Origin of the sequence: Clostridium kluyveri DSM 555 (assembly GCF_000016505.1) — a bacterium.
Lineage (GTDB): Bacteria > Bacillota > Clostridia > Clostridiales > Clostridiaceae > Clostridium_B > Clostridium_B kluyveri.
Genome location: NC_009706.1, coordinates 830,433 through 848,939, shown reverse-complemented (window position 1 = coordinate 848,939; position 18,507 = coordinate 830,433). Strand labels below are relative to the sequence as shown.

At 36.9% G+C, this 18,507-nt stretch carries 12 protein-coding genes and 2 rRNA genes; 1 reads left to right on the top strand and 13 read right to left on the bottom strand.

From position 1 onward, the window contains the following. Positions 1-11: 11 nt before the first annotated feature. The 13 genes from CKL_RS04145 to CKL_RS04090 all read right to left on the bottom strand — a co-directional run bounded on the left by CKL_RS04145 (position 12) and on the right by CKL_RS04090 (position 16,977). Positions 12-674 (bottom strand): phosphate propanoyltransferase, encoded by a 663-nt coding sequence (locus CKL_RS04145; protein WP_011989412.1) that lies wholly within the window; start codon positions 672-674, stop codon positions 12-14. A gap of 6 nt (positions 675-680) precedes the next feature. After that, positions 681-1,772, bottom strand: coding sequence for a BMC domain-containing protein (locus CKL_RS21485; protein WP_011989411.1), 1,092 nt, complete (start codon positions 1,770-1,772; stop codon positions 681-683). Positions 1,773-2,219: 447 nt separating this feature from the next. Then, the gene (locus tag CKL_RS04135) at positions 2,220-2,750 is read right to left on the bottom strand and encodes a diol dehydratase small subunit (protein ID WP_011989410.1); all 531 of its coding nucleotides are present in this window, start codon (positions 2,748-2,750) and stop codon (positions 2,220-2,222) included. A 102-nt stretch (positions 2,751-2,852) separates the two neighbouring features. Then, complete coding sequence (locus tag CKL_RS04130; RefSeq protein ID WP_011989409.1) at positions 2,853-4,517, bottom strand: propanediol/glycerol family dehydratase large subunit; 1,665 nt, start codon at positions 4,515-4,517, stop codon at positions 2,853-2,855. 467 nt (positions 4,518-4,984) lie between these two features. Then, entirely contained in the window at positions 4,985-5,263 is a 279-nt protein-coding gene (gene eutM, locus CKL_RS04125) for an ethanolamine utilization microcompartment protein EutM (RefSeq protein ID WP_011989408.1), read from the bottom strand. Between the two features lie 559 nt (positions 5,264-5,822). Further along, positions 5,823-7,196: a [FeFe] hydrogenase, group A gene (locus CKL_RS04120; protein ID WP_011989407.1), complete on the bottom strand. Its 1,374-nt coding sequence runs from the start codon at positions 7,194-7,196 to the stop codon at positions 5,823-5,825. 62 nt (positions 7,197-7,258) lie between these two features. Further along, entirely contained in the window at positions 7,259-7,795 is a 537-nt protein-coding gene (locus CKL_RS04115) for a 4Fe-4S dicluster domain-containing protein (protein ID WP_011989406.1), read from the bottom strand. A gap of 35 nt (positions 7,796-7,830) precedes the next feature. After that, entirely contained in the window at positions 7,831-8,592 is a 762-nt protein-coding gene (locus tag CKL_RS04110; RefSeq protein WP_011989405.1) for a 2Fe-2S iron-sulfur cluster-binding protein, read from the bottom strand. A 15-nt stretch (positions 8,593-8,607) separates the two neighbouring features. After that, positions 8,608-9,570: an NADH-ubiquinone oxidoreductase-F iron-sulfur binding region domain-containing protein gene (locus CKL_RS04105; RefSeq protein ID WP_011989404.1), complete on the bottom strand. Its 963-nt coding sequence runs from the start codon at positions 9,568-9,570 to the stop codon at positions 8,608-8,610. Positions 9,571-10,111: 541 nt separating this feature from the next. After that, positions 10,112-13,008, bottom strand: a 23S ribosomal RNA gene (locus CKL_RS04100). A gap of 490 nt (positions 13,009-13,498) precedes the next feature. Continuing rightward, positions 13,499-15,009, bottom strand: a 16S ribosomal RNA gene (locus CKL_RS04095). The 16S and 23S rRNA genes sit together here, the layout of an rRNA operon. 587 nt (positions 15,010-15,596) lie before the next feature. Further along, a complete protein-coding gene (locus tag CKL_RS19700; protein ID WP_011989403.1) occupies positions 15,597-15,767 on the bottom strand; it encodes an aspartyl-phosphate phosphatase Spo0E family protein in 171 nt (56 codons plus the stop codon). Between the two features lie 217 nt (positions 15,768-15,984). Beyond that, on the bottom strand, positions 15,985-16,977 hold the full coding sequence (locus tag CKL_RS04090; RefSeq protein ID WP_011989402.1) for an IS110 family transposase: 993 nt from the start codon (positions 16,975-16,977) through the stop codon (positions 15,985-15,987). A 455-nt stretch (positions 16,978-17,432) separates the two neighbouring features. On the opposite strand from CKL_RS04090, the gene add reads away from it, so the two are divergent. Continuing rightward, positions 17,433-18,479 (top strand): adenosine deaminase, encoded by a 1,047-nt coding sequence (add, locus tag CKL_RS04085; protein WP_011989401.1) that lies wholly within the window; start codon positions 17,433-17,435, stop codon positions 18,477-18,479. Positions 18,480-18,507: the final 28 nt, after the last annotated feature.

The window sequence follows — 18,507 nt, the reverse complement described above, 5'->3', positions numbered from 1 at the left end:
TCATCACCTGCTTATTTTAATATTCTAACTAAAGCATCATTTTTTATTTCACACGCATTAGCTTCATCTGTATCTATATGGAATTCTAAAGCAGAAGTATTAGTTACTCTAACTAAAACATTTTTGAAAATAACTCCTTTATCTCCCATAGTTTCTACCTTTACTAAGTCTCCATCTTTTACCTCATAAACCTTTGCCTGTTCTGGTAACATATGAACATGTCTATTAGCACATATAACTCCATTCTTTAGGATTATTGATCCCTTAGGTCCAATAACAGAAAGAGTTGCTGAATTATCTAAATCTCCAGAATTTCTAACTGGTGCTTTTATGCCAAGAGTACGTGAATCCGTTCTGGATATTTCAATCTGGCTATAGCTTCTTATAGGTCCTAAAATTCTTACTTTAGGAAAAATAGCTTTTGGTCCTGCAATGGCAACAGTTTCATTTGCTGCAAATTGTCCTGGTTGTTTTACTGAACCTTTAACTGTTAATTCATATCCTTCACCAAATAAACATTCTAAATGCTCTTTAGTTAAATGTATATGTCTATTGGATATACCTACAGGTATAGAAAATCCATCTTTATCAATTTCAGCCTTAGGTTCAGGTTTATTTCCAGTTACGATTTTAGCTACTATATCTTGTATTAGTTTTTCATTTATTTCTACCATAATTCATCACTTTCCCATCTTTTTATAATGAAGGCATAAATGCCTTGGCTGTCCTTTTCTCCTAGGGCATGCAGGATCACGACATATATTACATACTTCATTATCCTTAGCATTCTTTTTTGAAGAAACATGATTTCCAGTTTTACCTTTATCTTTTTTAACAGCTACTTCTTCGTCTTTTTCCTTTGCTTCTTCATTAAAATTATTATCATTTGGCTCTACGCTTTCCTTGAGAGTCAAATTCTCTTCTGACTCTACATCTTTTTCAGGAGTTAAATCTTTTTCCGATTCTATATTTTTCTCAAGAGCTAAATCTTCCGGTTCTCTAGTTTCTTCCGGAACTGAATCCTCTTCTGGTTCTTCAGTTTCTTCTGAAATTGGCTTTTCTTCCGATTCTTCAATCTCTTCTGAAACAGATTCTTCTTTTGATTCCTCAGTTTCTTCTGAAACTGACTCTTCTTCTGGTTCTTCAGTTTCTTCTGGAACTAGCTCCTCTTCAGGTTTTTCAGTTTCTTCTGAAACTGGTTCTTCTTCGGACTCCTCAGCTTCCTCTGGAACTGATTCCTCTTCAGACTCTTCAGTTTCTTCTGGAACTGGCTCCTCTTCAGGTTTTTCAGTTTCTTCTGAAACTGGTTCTTCTTCAGGCTCTTCAGCTTCCTCTAGAACTGACTCCTCTTCAGGCTTTTTAGTTTCCTCTGAAACTGGTTTTTCTTCCAGCCCTTCAGTTTCTAAATTCTTTTCAGTAACTAAAGTTTCTTGTACGTCCACATCTTTATCACAAATTAAATTTTTTTCTGATTCTGTATTTTTAATTCCTACTGTTGAATTGGATTCTATAATCTTGTGTAAATTCTGTGCAGGCCTTGGTATGACAAGCGTTCCAACCACAGTACCTATTCTTTCTGCACTTACTTTTCCTGCATCAATGGCAGCTTTAACTGCTCCTACGTCACCTTCTATTTTAATTGTTACAAGTCCTCCTGTTGACAACTCATAGCCTATAAGGGTCACATTAGCCGATTTCACACAACTATCTGCAGCTTCAACTGCTGCAGTCATTCCAATAGTTTCAATAACACCAATAGCTTCTCCATTCATCAAAATCCCCCCCTTGCTACATTATGGAGTTAATGCATAAATTTTAGAGAATAATTATACTTCTTAAAAATAGAAATGACTACAGAACTATTTTGTCTGTTGTTCTAATTTCTCATTACTTGCACTATAAATTGATCTCAAAGGTATAACTTTATAGAATCTTGAAGCGTTACACCCAATTATTCTACATCTACTTTATTCTTTCATAAATATTTAGAGTCCTTTATTAATAAGAGGGTGATTTTCTTTAAGTTTATAGCGATGAAGTACTGCTCCTATCGTTTTTAATTGCACCGGCTCTGTCTCCATTATAGATTTCTCCAAAGCTTTACTACAGGCAAACTTATTCGTTTTATTATAACCAAAAGCTGCATCTCTAAATTGGTATCATACTACAACTTATCTCAGTATATCCAATGTTTAAAACTTAAACACTACTCTTTAAATCTACACTTTTATCATATTTCTTTTTTCATATGACTCAGCTGCTTCCCTAACAAGCTCAGCATTTAATTTAGCCTTATACTTACTTTCAAGTTCTTCTGCTATTTCAATTAATTGCTGTTTTGTAGATTTATGAGGTTTCAAGGCATTATAAATCTCCAATACCCTAGCATCTGGAACTACAGTGAGTTCAGCTGCTCTTCTAAAATTTGCTGCAAGTTGAATATTACCCACAGATTCTGCTATTTGAGCTTGATATAAAAGTGTTTTCTTATTTATCTTAACATCATCTAAAGTTATTTTTCCACTTAACACATTTTCTAAACTTATATCATCTATAGATTTACCTGTACTTGTCTTTATAAGCTCTGGTCTCTTCTTACCTAAAGGATAATCTTTTTTACTTACAATTTCACAAGCTCTTCCACTGCCATGAATTTCTTCAGACTCATATTTCTGTTCATCATTTTGAATAGATTCCATACTTTTCAAAACTTCTTTAACTATTTGTTCTATTAAATCATTACTACTCATGGCTTCACCCCTATTCAAAATTTACTCATAATGTTTTTAAATCTGAAAATTTTTACATAATCAATGGTTACCTGTAAAATTTAAGATAAATAATTAATGTTTTTAAATCTTATGGGGTTCTAAAGCAAAGTTTACATTCTTCAATTCATCCCATTTTTTTGCTTCCACCCTATAACCAGTTCCAGGGCCCATATAATCGTTTCTATCATTTATTGCACTTATAACATTATACTGCTCATCAAATATTGAAGACTGGTGCAAATAATCCCCTATTAATCTCTGCTTAAACATATTAAGTATATTTTCAGCAACATCAGCAAAGCCTCCGCTGTAAAGTCCCTTAACTATATCTAAAACTGTAATGCCCTTATTCAATAATTTTTCAATTGACTTTAAATCTTCTTCTACATTTCTAGCTGGCATATCTCTACTGCCATGGGCATAAGTTGCAGCTTCCACTTCTTCATCAGTTATAGATGGCAATCCTAATTCCTTAAATAAAGCCTGAATTGCTCTAGCAGCCTTATTCCTAACTGCTATAACTTTTTCTTCTTTAACAGGCTTAAGACCCCCATCAATTCTTAAATCTCTTTGTAAAATTAACCAGTCATCATAATCTTCTGCATTCCAATTGGAATGTGTAAACATATTATCGTAACTTGGAGTAGAATTATACCCCGGAGATACAAAATCAACTCCAGGCAGAAATTGCAACATAGCTTTTGAAGTTTTTCTAATTTCAGAATTTGTCAAAACTTGCTCATTACCTGATACAACTTCTAGTCCAAGCATTTCAATTATAAGGCTTCTTCCTAAGATTGCCCTCATACCTTCTGGTACTGCTGCTGAAATGCCTACACCATTTACTAATCCATTTTGCAATCCTTGAACCCCTGTACCTTTAGCCATCATTATACATCTTGCTTCTAAATAAAGCATTGATTTTCCCTCTGAATATCCCATTTGAACTTCAGAACCAATGCTTGAAGAAAACCTCATTTTAAATCCCCTCGAAGTATATGCTGAAGCTAAAAAAGAATCAGACCAGGGAGTATCATCACCCTCTACAAATGCACTTTCTGTACCATATACAGATATAGTTTCCACATAAGAAGCAAAACCAAGCATACTCAATTTAATTTCTGTAGCATCTCCCAGTAAGCATTGTGTTAATACCCCAGGCCTTCCTGTCTGAGAACCTATTAAAATTGAAATTGCATTGAAAAGGGTATATCTTAACATTCCTGCCCTTGTTTCCATTTCTGCAAAACCCCTAAGGGCTCCTTCCGCTGAATCTGCCGCAATTTGAACAGGATTATCCCGCAAATTAGTCACACATGCTTGGTTTGCAGGTGTCCTTCTGGCCTTCATCTTCTGAAGAGCCATCATCATTTCTACTACATTTAAGTTACTAATTATTTCTACCAATTTTGCCGCTGTAAGTGAATTGGCTATATTCATAATTTCATCCCTGGAAATATTTATATCCACCAACATTCTAGCAATATCCAGTGAATCCATTGCCATGGCTTTTTCTGTATTTCTTACATTGATTGAATGTTCTGCAAGAAAGATATCTATAAAATCAAACTCTTCTCTGCTCTTTCCATCCATCTCAATTATTTTTCCATCTTCCACTTTAACACTTGGAATAGGATTATTAGGACTTTCTATGGCTGCAAGTCCTATTTCCGGCCATTCTTCCACAAAGCCATCCTTATGAATTGACCTTTGTTCTAATATCTCAAATCTTTCAGATCTTCTCACTAATTTACACCACCCTCTTTAGATATAAAAGTTAGTAGCAGAAACAGAACTTTGTCCCAATAATTTTAAGGCAACTACCTCTGTCTCTTACTTCTTGGGCGGCAATTACTGACTGCATAACAGCACTTAAAATACCACTCAATCACTATACTTTTAATTCTTGTTCAAGTGGTTCTTCTACTGCCCTTTTTCATCAGATACATCTTTAGCAGTTACTTAATGATTAATAACCTTAATGTCCAGTTTTAACCTCTGTAATTTTCATATTTAACACCTACAGCTTTTTCTGCAAATTCAACTGTTATTAACGGAGCCCTTATTAAACTAGATCCAATTTCCTAATGTATTACTAAAATTTTATAGGTCAAAATTTTTCAAATTATACTTTTGTTACACTGATTTAAAACCTTTTCGATTAAATCATCACTTAACATAACTGCTTTCATTAACAATCAGATTTGATACTATTAACCAATTTTAGGTAATATCTTTTCAACATCTGTATGAGGTCTTGGAATAACGTGTACTGATACAAGTTCTCCTACTCTCTTAGCTGAAGCAGCCCCTGCATCTGTAGCAGCTTTTACTGCACCTACGTCTCCTCTTACCATAACGGTTACAAGTCCTGAACCTATTTGTTCTTTTCCTATTAATTGAACATTTGCTGCCTTTACCATTGAATCAGCTGCCTCAATAGCTCCAACCAATCCTTTTGTTTCAATCATACCTAATGCTTCTTGTCCCATAAGAACACCTCCATGAAATTTAAAATTATTTTTATTAATATTTTTACATTTCCTATTGTATATCATTTTTATATACTTATCTTGCAAAATATTGTTTAGTTTAATACCTATATTAACTATTTAAAATTGTATTTTTTATATATATTTATGTACTTTCTTTACATCTTCATATACTAACATAATATTGATAAATTTCAATATACCAATGAAGAAATTCTGGAAAATACATAAATAATTTCAATAATACAACAGCAACAACATAAAGTAAAGTAAAGATTGTATCTGATAAATAGAATTATACATCATTTTATAAATAAAATCATTAAATTTTCATAGATTATTTACTAATATCATTGACAAATGAAAAAAACTTTTCCACATTTGCTTAAAAATTAAAAAATCAATTACAATATACATGATATAAGAACAATTATAGATCAGATTATTCCTATTTTTATATTGACTATGCTTAACCCATTTGTATTTACTTATCTTTTTTTTTATGTTAATTTTTTATTAATTTAAATCCTAAATATTATAAATTATGAATTTATATATATTATAAAGTAATATTCTTTCTTGATTTATATTTTGTGTGCAGCAGTTCATGAGATTTATATCCTAAAGGTTCTCCTAAAAATTCACTATATAATTTTTGTATACCTGGGTTCTCATGAGACTTTCTATAAGGAAGACTGGAATCATGATTGTAAAGTCCCCTTTTTCTAGCATCATAGGCTATATTCTTATCTGATTCAAATATAATTTTGGGTTGTCCTCCTCCACTGACACAGCCTTCTGGACACGTCATTACCTCTATAAAATGCATATCACATTTTCCCTTTTTTATCATATCCAATACTTTTTTTACATGCTTTAAACCTGATACTATCCCTACCTTCAATTTAAAATCTCCTAATTCCACTTCTGCAGTTCTAAATCCTTGTCCTCCTCTGATATCAGTAAGTTCTATTTTAGGAATAGATTTCTTAGTATATAATTCATATCCTGTTCTAAGGGCTGCTTCCATTACACCTCCAGTAGAACCAAATATAGTTCCCGCTCCAGTATACATCCCCAGCACATCATCAAATTTATCATCGGAAAGAGTATTAAAGTCAATATCCGCATCCTTTATTAAGTGTGCTAATTCTCTCGTAGTTATAACTATATCCACACTCCTATATTCATTACAGCTCATTTCTTCTCTTTCACTCTCAAATTCTTTACAGGTACAGGGCATAACAGCTACGTTATATATCTTAGCTGGATTCACTTTATTTATTTCAGCTCCATAACTTTTAAAAATGGCACCAGCCATCTGCTGAGGAGATTTACAACTGGAAAGATGAGGCAAAAGTTCTGGATAAGTTTGTTCCATGTATTTCACCCATGCTGGACAACAAGAAGTAAACATAGGTAAGGTTCCCCCTTTTGTTATCCTATCTAATAGTTCACTACCTTCTTCCATTATAGTAAGATCTGCCCCAAAATTTGTATCATATACCCTATCAAATCCAATTTTTCTAAGTACAACTGCCATTTTTCCCTCACTTAAAGTTCCAAAAGGCAGTCCAAACTCTTCTCCTATGGCAACTCTTACAGCAGGAGCACACTGCACGATTTTAAATACGTCTGTATTTCTAAGTATTTCCTTAACATTTTTAATCCTGCTTGTACTATATGCCGCAAAAAGTGGTTCATCTACATTATCTAATAATCCCCTATCAAACAATTTTTTACTCACAGGTGTAGCAACATCATCATATATAGAATAATATCCTTTACAAATTTGAATACATTGGCCGCACATAATACATTTTTCCATATCTATTGCCTGTGGTTCACCTTTGTTGCCTCCTATAGCATCTACTGGACATACATCGGCACATCGTCTACAACCTGTACATAATTCCCTATCTATATTTATCATGGGGGTATTAGTCCACATATCTAACATTCCTTTCTTAATAAAATTTTATTTCATTTAATTAATTATAATGTTTTCTTAGTATTAAGCTCTCCACTATAGTGTTTATTTTCTTCACATTTTACTAATTTCAAAGCTCCCTGTGAACATTCTTCGATACAGGCAGGTTTTCCACCTTCTTCTATACATAAATCACATTTATATGCTACGGCACTAGCTTTAGGTTTGATCCTACCTTTACTCACCTGACTTTCAATTCTTGGTAACAAATTCACAGCTCCTACTGCGCATACCAGCATACAATTTTTGCATCCTATACACTTATCCTCCTGAACAAATATTGACCCATGATTTTCAACTATAGCTTTCACAGGACAAACATTTACACAAAAAGCTTCTGTACAATGTCTACATTGTATGGGCATTGCCATACTCTCTTTTTTGACAAGAAATAATCTAGGTACCACTTCATTATTCATAGTTCCAACAGTACCTCCAGAATTATTTTTTCTATGCCTTGCAGCACAGGCAATTTCACAGGCTCTACATCCTATGCATTTATTTGAATTTGCCATTACAAAAGAATTTGCATGCTCTTCCATTTAACTTACCACCTTTCCTATTCTAATACATAACTTTAAATACTTCCCAATACATGGTTCATACCCTGAACTGCTTGTTCCCGTTTACACCTGCTGCAGTAAAATCTTTCCGGTTGTTCTATTCCTAACTTATCATAAGCATATTTAACATGCTCTTCCGTAGCAAAGTATTCTCCACAGCAATCACATTTCACCATTTTAAATTTATTGCCCCATATTTCTCTTTTGCCATCTTTATCTATAATGTCTATGGCATTAGTGGGACATACATTAGCACAGGAACCACACCCTATACATTTTTGTGTGGATTTATCAGAAGTATCCAATTTCTTATATATACCCTTGTTGACTAAAGAAAGTACTCCCACCCCCACTGCCTTACAGGCCTTTACACAAAGTCCACATAAAGCACAATCTTCTCCTTTTTCTAATTTAAATCTATTTACTTTTCTTTTCTCTACTCCAAAAGCTTTTGCAAATTTTTCTACTTCTTTATTATTGGGACATCTAGCCTGAAGCAGCATAGCTATGACTTTCCTCATCCTTTTTATCTTATCTGAATCAGTTATGACTTCTATTTCCCTATTTCCCGGATTCGCAGGAGATATACAAGAAGCCGCCACTTTAGATTCTTCTCCATCTATAACCTCTACTATACAAAATCTACAGGTAGCCAAACCAGGCAATGCATCACTATGACATAGTGTAGGTATATATATATTATTTCTTCTAGCTACTTTTAATATGGTATCTCCTTTTTGGGTTTCATAATTTTCACCATTTATCACAATTTTCATTATAAACTCACCTCTTTATAAAATCTTAATAGCATCAAATCTACATATATCTATACAATTGCCACATCTTATGCATTTACTCTCATCTATTTCATGAGGTTTTTTAAATTCCCCTGTAATACAATTACTGTCGCAATTCTTCTTACATAAGTTACATCCCATGCACTTATCTTTATCTATATAAAAGGTAGTGAGATTTTTACAAACTCCTTGTCTACATCGCTTATTTTTCAAATGTTCCTCAAATTCATCTCTAAAGTATCTAATAGCAATCATTATTGGATTCTGTGCCCGCTTACCAAGATTGCATAAAGAAGCTTGACTGATAACATAAGACATCTGAAGCATATTTTCTATATCTCTTTCCTTTGCATTACCTTCACAGATATCAGTAGCCATCTCCAGCATTCTCTTTACTCCCTCTCTACAGGGTATACATTTCCCGCAAAATTCTTTACTTAAAAAATTCAAGTAATCTTTAACAACATCCACCATGCAATTTCTATCACCTATAATAATTTCCGGTTTCATTTCAAGTAGTACTTCCTTTAAAGCTTCATATCCACCTTTTTCAATATATTGATCTATGGTAGTAGGATCTATATCATCCACATTTTTTAGAGCTACTTTATACTGTCTTTTATAAAATCCACTTTCATGATAATCTTTTAACTTCTCCTTCATAGAAGGAGTAGTTTTTATCAATCTACTAACAATTTCATCATTCACCACTGTCCTTTGAATTATTTCTTCAACATCTTTAATTTTAACCCCATAATAAGTTATATTCGGATAAATTTTAACTACAGGGCCCTTATCACATATTCCACTACATACGCTGGATGTCAACTTAGCTGATACTTCTGCATCAATTTCCATCTCGTGTATTTTATCTCTGAATTCTTCAAAAATTGACATACTATTTTTAGCTATACACCCTGTTCCACAACATACATAAATTTTCTTTTTATTGCCCATAATTTTTCACCTCTATAAATTTATCAATTCAAATAATCCCATTTAATACTCTCATTCATACATTTAATCAGTTGTCCATGAGACTTCAACCTATGTACTTAAAATTATCAGCGCCTTTTTGTAAACGACTTCATTACCTTGTAACAACCATTAACTCAACAAAACTAAAATATTAACAATAAATATAATTTTTATATAGTATATATGAAAATTATATTTATTATGCCTCCTAATATATGCCTTTTACTATGTGAAAATTTTCACGTATTCAAATAAAACATACATCCTATGTCTATATAGATTGTTAATATGTAAACAATCTATTCAACTTTAGTATAACATGTTTTAAATGTAAATAAAAGAACAATAAAAAGAAGTTTATTAAGTAATTCTTAATAAGAATAATATCATTCGGATAAACAAAAAAAACTTGATGAAGAAATCTCTCTACATCAAGTTTAAAACTTTACATTAATCTTAACAATAATCTAATCCATATATTTTTTATAGTATCCCCTCAAAATTGCACAGTAAATATTATTTGGTCAAGCCCTCGACCTATTAGTATCAGTCAGCTTAACATGTTGCCATGCTTACACCCCTGACCTATCTCCTCCTCTTCTCGGAGGGGTCTTACTGGCTTTCGCCATGGGAAATCTTGTCTTGGGGTGGGCTTCACACTTAGATGCTTTCAGCGTTTATCCCTTCCCGACTTAGCTACCCAGCTGTGCTCCTGGCGGAACAACTGGTTCACCAGCGGTCAGTCCATCCCGGTCCTCTCGTACTAGGGACAGCTCCCCTCAAATTTCCTACGCCCGCGACGGATAGGGACCGAACTGTCTCACGACGTTCTGAACCCAGCTCGCGTGCCGCTTTAATGGGCGAACAGCCCAACCCTTGGGACCTACTCCAGCCCCAGGATGCGACGAGCCGACATCGAGGTGCCAAACCTCCCCGTCGATGTGAACTCTTGGGGGAGATCAGCCTGTTATCCCCGAGGTAGCTTTTATCCGTTGAGCGATGGCCCTCCCACGAGGTACCACCGGATCACTAAGCCCGACTTTCGTCCCTGCTCCACCTGTGTGTGTCACAGTCAAGCTCCCTTCTGCCTTTGCACTCTACGAAGAATTTCCAACCCTTCTGAGGGAACCTTTGTACGCCTCCGTTACTCTTTTGGAGGCGACCGCCCCAGTCAAACTGCCCGCCTATCATTGTCCCGTGTCCAGTTTCATGCACTCCGGTTAGAATTCCAGTACTGCCAGGGTGGTATCCCAACGTTGACTCCAGAAATGCTGGCGCACTTCCTTCTCTGCCTCCCACCTATCCTGTACAGGCAATACCAAAATTCAGTGATAAACTGCAGTAAAGCTCTACGGGGTCTTTCCGTCCAATCGCGGGTAGCAAGCATCTTCACTTGCACTTCAATTTCGCCGGATTTGTTGTTGAGACAGTGCCCAAATCATTACGCCATTCGTGCGGGTCGGAACTTACCCGACAAGGAATTTCGCTACCTTAGGACCGTTATAGTTACGGCCGCCGTTTACTGGGGCTTAAGTTCTTGCCTTCGCTTGCGCTAAGCAGTCCCCTTAACCTTCCAGCACCGGGCAGGCGTCAGCCCCTATACTTCAGCTTTCGCTTTAGCAGAGACCTGTGTTTTTGATAAACAGTTGCTTGGGCCTTTTCTCTGCGGCCTCTTTCGAGGCACTCCTTTTCCCTAAGTTACGGAGTCAATTTGCCGAGTTCCTTAACAACAATTCTTCCGATGGTCTTAGGATTCTCTCCTCACCTACCTGTGTCGGTTTGCGGTACGGGCACATCCCTGCTCCATAGAGACTTTTCTTGGCAGTGTGAAATCAGATACTCGTCCTTGCGGACTCCCCTTCAAAGCCCAGGATTATCGGACATACGGCTTTTCCTTTATGTCCTCCCTCACTCCTTGGACACACATCCATTCGTGTGCACATCCTATCCTTCTGCGTCATCCCTTCTGTTCTTTTTCGCAAAAATGTGGTACCGGAATCTCAACCGGTTGTCCATCGCCTACGCCTTTCGGCCTCGGCTTAGGTCCCGACTTACCCTGGGCGGACGAACCTTCCCCAGGAAACCTTAGGTTTTCGACCAATAAGATTCTCACTTATTTCTCGCTACTTATGCCAGCATTCTCTCTCCTGCACTGTCCACCATTCCTTCCGGTATGGCTTCTCCCTGTGCAGCATGCTCCCCTACCGCCCTTTCAGGCCCATAGCTTCGGTGGTAAGTTTTAGCCCCGGACATCTTCGGCGCATGACCTCTTGACTAGTGAGCTATTACGCACTCTTTAAATGTATGGCTGCTTCTAAGCCAACATCCTAGTTGTCTTCGAAATCACACATCCTTTTCCACTTAACTTACACTTCGGGACCTTAGCTGTTGGTCTGGGCTTTTTCCCTTTTGACTACGGATCTTATCATTCGCAGTCTGACTGCCGGGATTCAAGTATATGGCATTCGGAGTTTGATAAGGTTCGGTAACTGTTGTCAGCCCCTACCCCAGTCAGTGCTCTACCTCCATTACTCACTCCCGACGCTAGCCCTAAAGCTATTTCGGGGAGAACCAGCTATCTCCGAGTTCGATTGGAATTTCTCCGCTATCCACAGCTCATCCCATGGTTTTTCAACACCAACGTGGTTCGGTCCTCCACGAAATTTTACTTCCGCTTCAACCTGGCCATGGATAGGTCACCCGGTTTCGGGTCTACGGCATACAACTCCCCGCCCTTTTCAGACTCGGTTTCCCTTCGGCTCCGTACCTTAAGTACTTAACCTTGCTGCATACCGTAACTCGCTGGCTCGTTCTACAAAAAGCACGCCGTCGTACTTTAACGTACTTCGACTGTTTGTGGACACACGGTTTCAGGTTCTATTTCACTCCCCTCCCGGGGTTCTTTTCACCTTTCCCTCACGGTACTCCTCCTCTATCGGTCACCAGGTAGTATTTAGCCTTGGGAGGTGGTCCTCCCTGCTTCCCACAAGGTTTCTCGTGTCTCGTGGTACTCCGGTACAGGTTATTTTGCTTCTGCTTTTCACTTACAGGGCTTTTACCTTCTGCGGCTCAACTTTCCAGTTGAATTCACTTAAGCTTCCACATTTTTTATCACCTGACCTCTACCCCGGAAACAAGTTTCCGGTTTGGGCTCTTTCCCTTTCGCTCGCCGCTACTTAGAAAATCGATTTTTCTTTCTCTTCCTCCGGGTACTTAGATGTTTCAGTTCCCCGGGTTTTCCCCTCCATGCCTATATATTCAGCATGCAGTACCTATTGTTTTATAGGTGGGTTTCCCCATTCGGACATCTCTGGTTCTCTGGCTATTTGCGCCTACCCAGAGCTTTTCGTAGCTTATCACGTCCTTCTTCGGCTCCTGGTACCAAGGCATCCTCCATGCGCCCTTTGTAGCTTGACCTGATTACCGAAAATTACTGCTAACTTCGCACAGCTTCGTCAAGCCTTTCCCTGCGGTGCTTATTTACACAAGTAAACTCTGCTCCTCACTCAAGTCTTTCCTTGCTCTGCTCGTTATCACTAATTTTCTTTGTCCTACGTAAATATAATTAAAACTTTATTCTCAATTATATTAATATAGGAACTACATCTTATTAAAATAAGCATAAACTCATTTATACTTATCCACTACAAAGGTTATTTCTAACCTTAGCTTTACTTCTTTTATTTACTGTGCAATTTTCAAAGGACAATTTTATTTCAATTTACTATTCACAGTGCACAATTTATTATTACAGTCTGCACTGCTCAATTGAAATAGGAATCTAACTGTCAATCCTTTATCGTCAACTGACTATGATCCCTCAAAATTAAACAGAATAAAGGGCAACTTATTTATCTCAAATTCCAGCTTTTAAGGCAGGTTTTTTCCCAGCCTTTCGACTCCTTAGAAAGGAGGTGATCCAGCCGCAGGTTCTCCTACGGCTACCTTGTTACGACTTCACCCCAATCACTAACCCCACCTTCGGCCGCGTCCTCCTTGGTTAGACTACGGACTTCGGGTGTTGCCAGCTCTCATGGTGTGACGGGCGGTGTGTACAAGACCCGGGAACGTATTCACCGCGACATGCTGATTCGCGATTACTAGCAACTCCAACTTCATGCAGGCGGGTTTCAGCCTACAATCCGAACTGGGGGCAGTTTTTGAGATTTGCTCCTCCTCGCGGTATTGCTTCTCTCTGTTCTGCCCATTGTAGCACGTGTGTTGCCCTGGACATAAGGGGCATGATGATTTGACGTCATCCCCACCTTCCTCCACGTTAACCGCGGCAGTCTCGTTAGGGTGCCCACCTTTACGTGCTGGCAACTAACGACAGGGGTTGCGCTCGTTGCAGGACTTAACCTAACATCTCACGACACGAGCTGACGACAACCATGCACCACCTGTCTCCCTGCCCCGTAGGGCTTCCTCCATTACGAGTCATTCAGGGGATGTCAAGTCCAGGTAAGGTTCTTCGCGTTGCTTCGAATTAAACCACATGCTCCGCTGCTTGTGCGGGTCCCCGTCAATTCCTTTGAGTTTTAATCTTGCGATCGTACTTCCCAGGCGGAGTACTTATTGTGTTTACTGCGGCACAGGGGGGGTCGATACCCCCTACACCTAGTACTCATCGTTTACGGCGTGGACTACCAGGGTATCTAATCCTGTTTGCTACCCACGCTTTCGTGCCTCAGCGTCAGTTACAGTCCAGAGAACCGCCTTCGCCACTGGTGTTCTTCCTAATCTCTACGCATTTCACCGCTACACTAGGAATTCCGTTCTCCTCTCCTGCACTCTAGATATCCAGTTTGAAATGCACTGCCCGGGTTAAGCCCGGGTCTTTCACATCTCACTTAAATATCCGCCTGCACACCCTTTACGCCCAGTAATTCCGGACAACGCTCGCCACCTACGTATTACCGCGGCTGCTGGCACGTAGTTAGCCGTGGCTTCCTCTTCCGGTACCGTCATTATCGTCCCGGATGACAGAGCTTTACGATCCGAAAACCTTCTTCACTCACGCGGCGTTGCTGCATCAGGGTTTCCCCCATTGTGCAATATTCCCCACTGCTGCCTCCCGTAGGAGTCTGGACCGTATCTCAGTTCCAATGTGGCCGTTCACCCTCTCAGGTCGGCTACGCATCGTCGCCTTGGGGGGCTTTTATCCCTCCAACTAGCTAATGCGACGCGGGCCCATCTCAAAGCGGATTGCTCCTTTAAGGTATTTATCATGCGATTTTTACCTTCTATGCGGTATTAATCTCCCTTTCGGGAGGCTATCCCCCTCTTTGAGGCAGGTTACCCACGTGTTACTCACCCGTCCGCCGCTATTCCACCCCCGAAGGGGCTTCCTCGCTCGACTTGCATGTGTTAGGCACGCCGCCAGCGTTCGTCCTGAGCCAGGATCAAACTCTTATTTTAAAAGTTTTATTTGACTCTGTTGAAAATTACTATTAGCTTCGCCCAGCTTCGTCAAATGCCTCATTCCGGTGCTCAATTACATAAGTAAGTTCCGCTCCTCATTCAGCCTTTTCCTCGCTGTACTCGCTACTAGTAATTTTAGTATATCTCTTTCAGCAGAATACTGCTTGAATATACTACATTACGAAATTACTCTCTTTACTGCTCTCGCAGCTCAAAAGAATTGCTGGTTTATTCTTAATAAATAAGTTTACCTATCTTCATTCATTCTGTTTAATTTTCAAGGATCACATTTTATCTTTACTGCCGCCTGTTTTCCCCAGACAGCTTTTACAGTATATCATCTCATTTTCCCTTTGTCAACATTATTATATCACTTTTTATTTTATAAGAATTGATTCATTTAATCCTATAAAGTAATTGGAACAGTAAGAGGACTTATAGCATTATATGCTTTTATCATACATTATATGATTTTATAAAAATTTATACACACAAGCTTTTCATTTTAAATGTAATATGTACAAATAAATTTTATATTTAGGATACCAATACCTCATACTTTTCCAATACATTTAAAATCATTTTTACATATCATATTGAAAACCATCACCATTCTCTTTAATGTTCTTGTTATATTGAATATATATTAACTCATCTAATTCCTGACTTAACTTCAATACTTCTCCTCTATATAATACATCACTTTTAACAACCAGTTCATTTAATCTTTCTCTAAGTTGCTCTATTCGTTTCATAAATCTTCACTCCATTTATTAATTTTTTACAACCTTTTTTATTGTATTACTTTATTTCATATATTGCAATAATTAATATAATACATTTATTTACTTTAAAACATAAATTATACTATCAAATATTACATTTAGACAAATAATGTATTAACATACATTAAAGTCTCTTTATTGTAAATGTATACTAATAATGATACTATATTATCAAGTAATTCTTAGGCTAAGGTTGAGTTTGCTTATGAGAAATAAATGCATGAACACTACCTAATTCTGAAAGAATACCACTAGAGTAAACAGGACCAAAACCAGGGATTGACATTAAAATTTGGTATTCCAAAGGGTTCATTCCCATAACAGCTTTTTCAATAGCCCTATTAATAGTTTTAAGTTCTTTCTCAAAAGCCTGAATACAGTTAAAAGAACAGGCAATTGAGGTTGTTAAAGGCTCATATAAACATTTATCAAGGCGGTATGAATTACGTGCAGCCTGCTTAAGAATTTCAGCTGTCATCTGAGGATTAGAAATCCGTTTACGACTTTTTTTACTGACGAAGTCAACAAGCTCTTCAATTGAAGTATTTGCAATATCTTCAGAAGACAAAAACTCGGTGAGTATAGAAGAAGCAGTAGCACCATATTTATCAGAAAAAGGATGCTGAATACCTTGTAACAAAGCAAATTCACTAAATTTGAGAAATACATTGGATAACATGTAAGTCTTTTCTCTGGTTAAGCAGTCAACAATATGAAGCCTGTGTCTTGTAAGTCTTTGTAGAGCAAGATATTGAGAGCCGCGCCAGGGATCAGTATGAATTCTGCCAACTCTTGCAAAATCGGCAATAACAAAAGAGTCGATGCGGTCATTTTTATCAAGAGAATTGAAGGAATCTTTGTAGTTAGCAACTTCCTTAGGGTTTAAGCAGTAAACATAAGGCTTGTAAGGCATAAGACCTTCACTTGAAGATAAAAAATTAGCTATATGTACTCCGTAAAAGGAAGTAGATTCTAAGCCGATTATTACAGTTTTAAAAGTGCAGTTTTCTAATACCTTAACAAGCATGGTTTCTAGTTGCTCTGCACCAAATTGTGTATTAGGAACAGATTTCATTTTAATCAAGAATTCTTGATCAAAGTTAATAGCAGAGACAATATTTTGTCTGGCACCAATGTCAATACCAACAAATAGAGTTGATAAGTAATCTAATTTCTTCATGAAATCACCACCTTTCAAAAGTAATGAGGAAATTAGAAAGGAATTATCCTAATCCAAAGTACTGACTGCAACCTCGCGTAGTTAGCATTCATCCAGACGCAAGACCTTGCTGGTGGCTACGAAAGGAGATGCAACATTTGTGTAAGCAGAATATGATACTTTGGTCAGGCTGCAAGCTTTACGGGCAATAACACAATGTGTTTTGCAGGAGTGATCAGCAGTAACCTTCGCTAAAGTTCCATTATGATTATTTTAGCATTAGGAAATCCGTTAATAAATAATAGGTTAAAACAGTATAGATTTGGAAAGTACAAGAATCAGCAATATTGAATTGGGAGAATTCCCACTGGAAAAATTGAGGTGCTTTCTTAATCTATACAAAATATAAAAAATAAATAAGTCTATAGCAGTTATTTAACTTACTATAAACTTATTATACGAGGAGTGATACTATAATGAATTTAAATAAAATACTTAAACTTATTCCCAAAACAGATTTACACTGTCATTTAGACGGTAGTTTAAGGCCAGAAACTATTTTAGATATTGCCTATAAAGAGAACATACCCCTTCCAAATAAAGAACTAGCTAACTTCCAAGAAGAAATTAAAGTTATTGGAAAATGTACTTCTTTAAAAGAATACTTAAATAAGTTCAACCTTCCCATACAAATCATGCAGAAGGAAGAACATATATATAGGGTAACCTTAGAACTATTAGAAGATGCTTTAAAACAAAATATAAAATATATAGAAATACGCTTTGCCCCTTTTAATCATTTAAAAGATGGTTTAACCTTAGATCAGGTTATAAATACTGTATTAACTGCTATGAATTACGGAAGGACTCATTTAAATATTATGTCTAACTTAATTTTATGTATACTAAGACAAGAACCTGTAGAAAAAGGAATAGAACTTGTAAATACAGCTAAAAAATATGTTGGCAAAGGTGTAGTTGCCGTAGATCTTGCGGGAAATGAATCAGACTTTCCTCCTGAAATTCATGAAGAAGCTTTTACACTAGCCAGAAAATACGGACTTCATCGGACAGTACACGCTGGAGAAACAGGTTTGCCAGAAAACATAATAAAATCTATAAATATTTTAGGGGCGGAAAGAATAGGACACGGCACTTATGCATACAAAGACAAAGAAATAATAACCTGCCTAAAAGAAAATAGAATTCCCCTAGAAGTATGTATAACCAGTAATGTAAATACTTCAGCTGTAACTTCTTACCAGGAACATCCTATAAAAAAATATTTAGATGAAGATCTAATCATTACAGTAAATACCGATAATACAACTGTATCAAATACTAACTTAATTGAAGAATTCAATTATCTTATAAAATATCAAAGCTTTAGATTTGATGACATAAAAAAAGTTATAAAAAATGGAATAGAATCTTCCTTTGCATCTAAGGAAGATATAAATAAACTATATGAAGAATATCTGTCAGCTATAAATGTAATAGAGTTAACCAATCCTATTTTATAGCTTATGTGGATCATCAGCTTTTTAATTA

Bases quoted from the DNA above. Each gene is read 5' to 3' on its own strand.
- CKL_RS04120 (WP_011989407.1), bottom strand. From the start codon at position 7,196: ATGATAAATATAGATAGGGAATTATGTACAGGTTGTAGACGATGTGCC.
- add (WP_011989401.1), top strand. From the start codon at position 17,433: ATGAATTTAAATAAAATACTTAAACTTATTCCCAAAACAGATTTACAC.
- CKL_RS04135 (WP_011989410.1), bottom strand. From the start codon at position 2,750: ATGAGTAGTAATGATTTAATAGAACAAATAGTTAAAGAAGTTTTGAAA.
- CKL_RS04145 (WP_011989412.1), bottom strand. From the start codon at position 674: ATGGTAGAAATAAATGAAAAACTAATACAAGATATAGTAGCTAAAATC.
- CKL_RS04115 (WP_011989406.1), bottom strand. From the start codon at position 7,795: ATGGAAGAGCATGCAAATTCTTTTGTAATGGCAAATTCAAATAAATGC.
- CKL_RS04090 (WP_011989402.1), bottom strand. From the start codon at position 16,977: ATGAAGAAATTAGATTACTTATCAACTCTATTTGTTGGTATTGACATT.
- CKL_RS21485 (WP_011989411.1), bottom strand. From the start codon at position 1,772: ATGAATGGAGAAGCTATTGGTGTTATTGAAACTATTGGAATGACTGCA.
- CKL_RS04110 (WP_011989405.1), bottom strand. From the start codon at position 8,592: ATGAAAATTGTGATAAATGGTGAAAATTATGAAACCCAAAAAGGAGAT.
- CKL_RS19700 (WP_011989403.1), bottom strand. From the start codon at position 15,767: ATGAAACGAATAGAGCAACTTAGAGAAAGATTAAATGAACTGGTTGTT.
- eutM (WP_011989408.1), bottom strand. From the start codon at position 5,263: ATGGGACAAGAAGCATTAGGTATGATTGAAACAAAAGGATTGGTTGGA.
- CKL_RS04105 (WP_011989404.1), bottom strand. From the start codon at position 9,570: ATGGGCAATAAAAAGAAAATTTATGTATGTTGTGGAACAGGGTGTATA.